Source organism: Corallococcus exiguus, assembly GCF_009909105.1.
GTDB classification, from domain to species: Bacteria; Myxococcota; Myxococcia; order Myxococcales; family Myxococcaceae; genus Corallococcus; species Corallococcus exiguus.
In genome coordinates, this window is record NZ_JAAAPK010000027.1 from 1 (window position 1) to 8,244 (window position 8,244).

Consider the following 8,244-nt stretch of genomic DNA (forward strand, 5'->3'; position numbering starts at 1 on the left):
GCTGAAGGTGCCGGTGACGGCGTGCTACGGCCCGACGGAGAACACGCTCTTCACCAGCTGCCACCGGATGACGGAAGGCAGTCAGGTGGGCGAAGTGGTTGCCATTGGCCAGCCGATTGGCAACACGCGCGTGTACGTGCTGGACGCGGCGTTGAATCCTGTACCGGTGGGTGTGGCGGGAGAGTTGTACGCGGCCGGAGAGGGCGTAGCGCGAGGCTACCTGGGGAGCGCGGAGCTGACGGCGGAGCGCTTCGTGCCGGACCTGCACTCAGGACTGTCCGGAGAGCGGATGTACCGGACGGGAGACCTGGCGCGGTGGCAAGCGGACGGGACGCTGGAGTTCCTGGGCCGAGCGGACACGCAGGTGAAGGTGAGAGGCTTCCGAATCGAGCTGGGAGAAGTGGAAGGAGCGCTGCGAGCGCACCCGGCGGTGAAGGAAGCGGTGGTGGTGGCCAGGGGCCAGGGCGCCGGTGACAAGCGCCTCATCGCCTACGTGGTGCCGAAGGCGGAAGGGTGGCCTGGAGTCTCCGGGCTGCGGGAGCACGTCAAGGCGAAGCTCCCCGAGTACATGGTTCCGTCGGCGTTCGTGGCGCTGGAGACGCTGCCGCTGACGTCCAACGGCAAGGTGGATCGCAAGGCCCTGCCCGAGCCGGAGAGCGTCCGCCCGGAGCTCGCGCGTCAGTACGTGGCGCCGCGCACGGAGGTGGAGAAGACGCTGGCGGAGGTCTGGGCGCAGGTGCTCGGCCTGAATCGCGTGGGCGTGCAGGACAACTTCTTCGAGCTGGGCGGTGACTCCATCCTGAGCCTGCAGGTGGTGGCTCGGGCTCGGAGGGCCGGTCTGGAGATCTCTCCGAGGCAGCTCTTCCAGAAGCAGACGGTGGAAGAGCTGGCGCAGGTCGCGAAGGTCGCCCTGGAGGCCGGAGAGCAGAAGCCGGTGGAAGGCGCGGTGGAGCTGACGCCTGTGCAGCAGGCCTTCTTCGCGCAGGAGCGCAGTCAGGCGCACCACTTCAACCAGTCGCTGCTGCTGGACGTCGCGGGAGAAGTCGAAGCCGCGGCGCTGGAGAAGGCGCTGAACGAAGTGGTGAAGCACCACGACGCGCTGCGGATGCGCTTCGATCGGGTGGACGGCGCGTGGAAGCAGCACAACGCGGGCGTGGAAGAAGCGGGCGCACTGAAGCTGGAGCAGGTGGACCTGCGCGGTGCGCAGGACGTAGCCGCGCAGCTGGAGCAGGTGGCGACGCAGGTGCAGGGCAGCCTGGAGCTGGAGAAGGGACCGCTGATGAAGGCGGTGCTCTTCGAGCTGGGAGAGAAGGGCCGGCGCTTGCTGGTGGTGGTGCACCACCTGGTGGTGGATGGGGTGTCGTGGCGGGTGGTGGTGGAAGACGTGGAGCGGGCGTGCGAGCAGGTGGCGAGGGGCGAGGCGGTGGAGCTGGGGCCGAAGAGCGCCTCGTACCAGCAGTGGGCTCGGAGGCTGAAGGAGTACGCGGGGCAGGTGGAAGGGGAGGTGGCGTACTGGGAATCCCAGGGCGCCGAGCAGGTGCCGTCACTGCCGGTGGACGAGGCGGGCGGGAAGAATGAGACGGGCCTGGAGGGAGAAGTCCGTCTGGAGTTGAGCCGCGAGGAGACGGCGGCGCTGCTGCGCGAGGTACCTGGTGCATACCGGGCGCGAGTGGACGAGGTGCTGCTGGCGGGACTGGCGGCGGCGCTGAAGAAGTGGAGAGGGCTGGAGCGGGTGAGGGTGGAGCTGGAAGGCCACGGGCGCGAGGAGGAAGTGGGGCTGGAGGTGTCGCGCACGGTGGGTTGGTTCACCAGCGTGTACCCGGTGGTGGTGGAGGCGCCGAAGGCGGAAGGCGCGGGCGCGTGGGTGAGGGCGGTGAAGGAGTCGGTGCGGCGGGTGCCCGGCAAGGGCCTGGGCTTCGGGCTGCTGAAGTACCTGGGCGCGGAAGAGAGTCAGAAGAAGCTGCGCGCGCTGCCGAAGGCGGAAGTCGTCTTCAACTACCTGGGCCAGGTGGACGCGACGGCGGCGCAGTCGAAGTACTTCGCGCAAGCGAAGGAGCGGGCGGGCGAGGCGCAGGCGAAGGGCGAGAAGCGCGCGCACGTGCTGGGCGTCAACGGGCTGGTGGTAGGCGGCCGGCTGGAAGTGGCCATTGAATACGGCCGGGAGCTGCACCGCCGCGAGAGCATCGAGCAGCTGGCCCGGGAGTACGAGCGGCAGCTGAAGAAGCTGCTGCACGAGATGCGGGAGCCGGACGCCGGTGTGTGGACGGCGGTGGACTTCCCGCTGGTGAAGGCGAGCCCTCCGCAGTTGGAGAAGGTGCTGGGCCGGGGCGAGGGCGTGGAGGACGTCTATCCGCTCTCCCCGTTGCAGCAGGGTTTGCTCTTCCACTCGCTGCTGGAAGGCGGCAGCGGTGTGTACGTGGAGCAGCTCGCGTGGGAAGTGCGCGGCGGGCTGAAGGTAGAAGCGCTGAAGCAGGCGTGGCAGACGGTGGTGGAGCGGCTGTCCATCCTGCGCACGCGCTTCCTCTGGGAAGGGCTGGAGGATCCGCTGCAGGTGGTGCAGCGCACGGTGCAGTTGCCTTGGGAAGAGCGTGACTGGAGCAGCCTGGGCCGCGAGGCGCAGCAGCACGCGCTGGACGAGTACCTGAAGGAAGACGCCCGCCAGGGCTTCGAGCTGGGCCAGGCGCCGCTGATGCGCATGGCGGTGATGAAGCTGGGCGAAGACGGTTGGCGGTGCGTGTGGAGCCACCACCACCTGCTGCTGGACGGGTGGAGCCTCGGTCTGGTGCTGGACGAGGTCTTCACGACGTACGAGGCGCTCGTCACGGGTGGCGAGCTCCGCGGTCAGGTGCGGGCGGCGTATCGCGAGTACATCGCGTGGCTTGCGAAGCAGGACACGAAGAAGGCGGAGGCGTACTGGCGTGAGGCGCTGAAGGGCGTGAGCGCGCCGACGCGGCTGCCGCTGGAGACGCATGGGTCGAGGGACGACTCCCATGCCCAGGACGAGCTGGTGCTGCAGCTGACGGAGGAGGAGACGTCGGCGGTGCAGGGCTTCGCGCAGCGGCAGCAGGTGACGGTGAACACGCTGGCGCAGGGCGCATGGGCGCTGGTGCTGGGACGCCACGCGGGCGAAGGCGAAGTCGTCTTCGGCGCCACGGTGGCGGGCCGCCCGGCCGAGCTCGACGGTGTCGAAGGCATGGTCGGCCTCTTCATCAACACGCTCCCGGTCCGGGTGAAGCTCGGTGGCGGCGAGTTGGTGGAGTCGTGGCTCAAGGCCCAGCAGGAGCAGCAGGCGGAGCAGCGGCAGTATGAGCAGAGCCCGCTGGTGCGCGTGCAGGGCTGGAGCGAGGTGCCGCGCGGACAGGCCCTGTTCGAGAGCCTGCTCGTCTTCGAGAACTACCCCATTGATTCGTCGTTGAAGGGCCGTGCCAATCGCTGGGAGGTCGGAGACGTCCGCGTGAAGGAGCGGACGAACTACGCGCTCACGCTGTCGGTGATTCCTGACAGGCAGCTGCGGCTGATGCTCGCCTATGACGTGTCGCGCTTCGACGCGCGCGGCATGGACGCGCTGCTGAAGCAGTGGAAGGTGGCGCTGCTGGGGCTGGTGGCCAGCGCCGGCAAGCGGTTGGAGGATGTATCGCTGCTGACGCAGGCGGAGCGTCAGCAGGTGCTGGAGACGTGGAGCGGCACCCGCGAGGCCTTCCCGGAAGCCACCACCGTCGCCTCGCTGTTCGAGGCGCAGGTGGACCGGGCGCCGGACGCGGTGGCGGTGGAGTTCGAGGGACAGCGGCTGACCTACCGGGATCTGGACGTGCGAGCCAACCAGCTCGCGCGGGCGCTGCACCGGCTGGGCGTGGGCCCGGAGGTCCGGGTCGGCCTGTGCCTGGAGCGCTCGCTGGATGTGGCAGTGGCGCTGCTCGGCGTCCTCAAGGCGGGCGGGGCCTACCTGCCCCTGGATCCGATGCTGCCTCGCGAGCGGCTCGCCTTCATGCTGAGCGACAGCGGCGCCGAGGTTCTGCTCACCCAGGGCTCACTACGGGAACGCCTGCCGGAGACCTCGGTTCGCACGCTCTGCCTGGACGAGGCGCGTGAAGCGGTCCTTCGCGAGAGCGGGGAGCGCGTCCCCCGCGGTGCGAGCCCCGGCAACCTCGCGTACATCATCTACACCTCTGGCAGCACCGGGACCCCCAAGGGCACCGCCATCGAGCACCGGAGCGTGGCCAACCTCGTGACCCACGAGGCGGTGGCGTACGGCATCGGGCCGGGCAGCCGCGTGCTGCAGTTCGCCAACCTGAGCTTCGACCTCTCGGTGGAGGAGATCTTCACCACGCTGACCGCGGGGGCCACGCTGGTGCTGGCGCCCGCGGAGCGGCTGTTGCCGGGCGACACGCTGTCCGCGCTGCTGCGGGACGCGAACATCACGGTGCTCAGCCTCACGCCGGCGGCGCTCGCCGTCACGCCGTCCGAGGGGCTGCCCGCGCTTCGCACCGTCATCTCGGGCGGTGAAGCGCTCCCGGCCGAGGTGGTGACGCGCTGGGCCCCCGGCCGGCGCTTCGTCAACTCGTACGGGCCCACGGAAGCCACCGTGGTGGCCACGCTCACGGATTGCGTGGCCGACGGCCGTACGCCGTCCATTGGCCGGCCGCTGGCCAACGTGCGGACCTATGTGCTCGACGCGCGCGGCGGCCTGGTCGCCCTGGGCGTCGCGGGCGAGCTGTACCTGGGAGGCGTCGGTGTGGCTCGGGGCTATCCCGGCCGTCCGGAGCTGACGGCGGAGCGCTTCGTGCCGGACGCGTTCGGCGGCGAGCCGGGTGCCCGGCTGTACCGCACGGGTGACGTCGCGCGCTGGCGCGAGGACGGCAGCCTGGAGTTCGTGGGCCGCGCGGACACGCAGGTGAAGGTGCGTGGCTTCCGCATCGAGCTGGGCGAAGTGGAAGGAGCGCTGCGAGCGCACCCGGCGGTGAAGGACGCGGTGGTGATGGCCAGGGGCCAGGGCGCGGGTGACAAGCGCCTGGTGGCCTATGTCGTGGGCCACGGCCCGGCGGCGGTGGACACGAACGAGCTGCGTCAGGCGCTCAAGACCCGGCTGCCCGAGTACATGGTGCCGTCGGCGTTCGTGGCGCTGGAGACGCTGCCGCTGACGTCGAACGGCAAGGTGGATCGCAAGGCCCTGCCCGAGCCGGAAGGCGTCCGCCCGGAGCTGGCGCGTCAGTACGTGGCGCCGCGCACGGAGATGGAGAAGACGCTGGCGGAGGTCTGGGCGCAGGTGCTCGGCCTGAATCGCGTGGGCGTGCAGGACAACTTCTTCGAGCTGGGCGGTGACTCCATCCTGAGCCTGCAGGTGGTGTCCCGCGTGAGAAGGGCGGGCCTGGAGGTGACGCCGAAGCAGCTCTTCCAGAAGCAGACGGTGGAAGAGCTGGCGCAGGTGGTGAAGGCCGCGCAGGCGGTGGCGGATCAGGGACCTGTCGAAGGCCCGGTGGAGCTGACCGCCATCCAGAAGAGCTTCCTGGAAGAGGCCTGGAAGAAGCCGAGCCACAGCAACCAGTCGCTGCTGCTGGAGGTCTCGCGCGCGTTGGACGCTGCGGTGCTGGAGAAGGCGCTGAACGAGGTGGTGAAGCACCACGACGCGCTGCGGATGCGCTTCGAGCAGGTGGGCGGCGAGTGGAAGCAGCGCAACGCGAGCGTGGAAGAAGCCGGCGCGCTGAAGCTGGAGCAGGTGGACCTGCGCGGGGCGCAGGATGTCGCCGCGCAGCTGGAGCAGGTGGCGACGCGGGTGCAGGGCAGCCTGGAGCTGGAGAAGGGCCCGCTGATGAAGGCGGTGCTCTTCGAGCTGGGAGAGAAGGGCCGGCGGCTGCTGGTGGTGGTGCACCACCTGGTGGTGGATGGGGTGTCGTGGCGGGTGGTGGTGGAGGATGTGGAGCGGGCGTGCGAGCAGGTGGAGCTTGGGCCGAAGAGCGCCTCGTACCAGCAGTGGGCGCGGAGGCTGAAGGAGTACGCGGGGCAGGTGGAAGGCGAAGTGGCGTACTGGGAGGCCCAGGGCGCCGCGCAGGTGCCGTCGCTGCCGGTGGACGAGGCGGGCGGCCGCAATGAGACGGGCCTGGAGGGAGAGGTCCGTCTGGAGTTGAGCCGCGAGGAGACGGCGGCGCTGCTGCGCGAGGTGCCCGGGGCGTATCGGGCGCGAGTGGACGAAGTGCTGCTGGCGGGACTGGCGGCGGCGCTGAAGAAGTGGAGAGGGCTGGAGCGGGTGAGGGTGGAGCTGGAAGGCCACGGGCGCGAGGAGGAAGTGGGGCTGGAGGTGTCGCGCACGGTGGGTTGGTTCACCAGCGTGTACCCGGTGGTGGTGGAGGCGCCGAAGGCGGAAGGCGCGGGCGCGTGGGTGAGGGCGGTGAAGGAGTCGGTGCGGCGGGTGCCCGGCAAGGGCCTGGGCTTCGGGCTGCTGAAGTACCTGGGCGCGGAAGAGAGTCAGAAGAAGCTGCGCGCGCTGCCGAAGGCGGAAGTCGTCTTCAACTACCTGGGCCAGGTGGACGCGACGGCGGCGCAGTCGAAGTACTTCGCGCCGGCGAAGGAAAAGTCGGGCGAGGCGCAGGCGAAGGGTGAGAAGCGCGCGCACGTGCTGGGCGTCAACGGACTGGTGGTGGGTGGCCGGCTGGAAGTGGCCATCGACTACGGCCGGGAGCTGCACCGGCGCGAGAGCGTCGAGGAGTTGGCGCGGCACTACGCCCAGGAGTTGCGTCAGCTGCTGCGGCAGCGGACAGAGTCCGAGGCGGGACTGTGGACGCCGGTGGACTTCCCGCTGGTGAAGGCCAGCGCGCAGCAGTTGGAGAAGGTGCTGGGCCGGGGCGAGGGCGTGGAGGACGTCTATCCGCTCTCCCCGTTGCAGCAGGGCCTGCTCTTCCACTCGCTGCTGGAAGGCGGCAGCGGTGTGTACGTGGAGCAGCTCGCGTGGGAAGTGCGCGGCGGGCTGAAGGTGGAGGCACTGAAGCAGGCGTGGCAGGCGGTGGTGGAGCGGCTGTCCATCCTGCGCACGCGCTTCCTCTGGGAAGGGCTGGAAGAGCCGCTGCAGGTGGTGCAGCGCACGGTGCAGCTGCCGTGGGAAGAGCGTGACTGGAGCAGCCTGGGTCGCGAGGCGCAGCAGCACGCGCTGGACGAGTACCTGAAGGCGGACAGCCGCCAGGGCTTCGAGCTGGGCCAGGCGCCGCTGATGCGCATGGCGGTGATGAAGCTGGGCGAGGAGGGGTGGCGGTGCGTGTGGAGCCACCACCACCTGCTGCTAGACGGGTGGAGCCTCGGTCTGGTGCTGGAGGAGGTCTTCACGACGTACGAGGCGCTCGTCACGGGTGGCGACGTGCGGGGCCGGACGCGCCCTGCGTACCGCGAGTACATCGGGTGGCTCGGGAAGCAGGACACGAAGAAGGCGGAGGCGTACTGGCGTGAGGCGCTGAAGGGCGTGAGCGCGCCGACGCGGCTGCCGCTGGAAGCACGTGGGGCGAAGGGCGGCACGAGCAACCAGGACGAGGTGACGCTGCAGCTGACGGAGGAGGAGACGTCGGCGGTGCAGGGCTTCGCGCAGCGGCAGCAGGTGACGGTGAACACGCTGGCACAGGGCGCCTGGGCGCTGGTGCTGGGCCGGCACGCGGGCGAAGGCGAAGTCGTCTTCGGCGCCACGGTGGCGGGCCGCCCGGCCGAGCTCGACGGTGTCGAAGGCATGGTCGGCCTCTTCATCAACACCCTCCCGGTCCGGGTGCAGTTGCCCGGTGACGGCGGAGTGGCGGAGTGGCTGAAGGGGCTCCAGAAGCAGCAGGCCGAGCAGCAGCAGTTCGAGCAGAGCCCGCTGGTGCAGGTGCAGGGCTGGAGCAACGTGCCTCGCGGCCAGCCGCTCTTCGACAGTTTGTTGATCTTCGAGAACTACCCTGTCGATGAGTCGCTGAAGGGCCGTGCGAGCCGTTGGGACGTGCGGGATGTCCGCTCGAAGGAGCGGACGAACTACGCGCTCACGTTGTCCGCGATGCCCGGCTCCCAGCTACGGCTGAAGCTGGTCTACGAGACCCCGCGCTTCGAGCAGCGCGGAATGGATGCCCTGCTGAAGCAGTGGAAGGTGGCGCTGCTCGGATTGGTGACGAGCGCCAGCAAGCGGCTCTCCGAGGTGACGCTGCTGACGCAGGCAGAGCGCCAGCAGGTGCTGAAGGGATGGAACGCGACGGAGCAGGAGTACGCGCGCGAGAGCAGCATCGCGGAGGAGTTCGAGCG

At 69.8% G+C, this 8,244-nt stretch carries 1 protein-coding gene; it reads left to right on the forward strand.

Annotated features, from left to right (window positions below):
• Positions 1-8,244 (forward strand): non-ribosomal peptide synthetase (locus GTZ93_RS41995; RefSeq protein WP_161663384.1); only part of this gene is annotated, 8,244 nt, incomplete at both ends.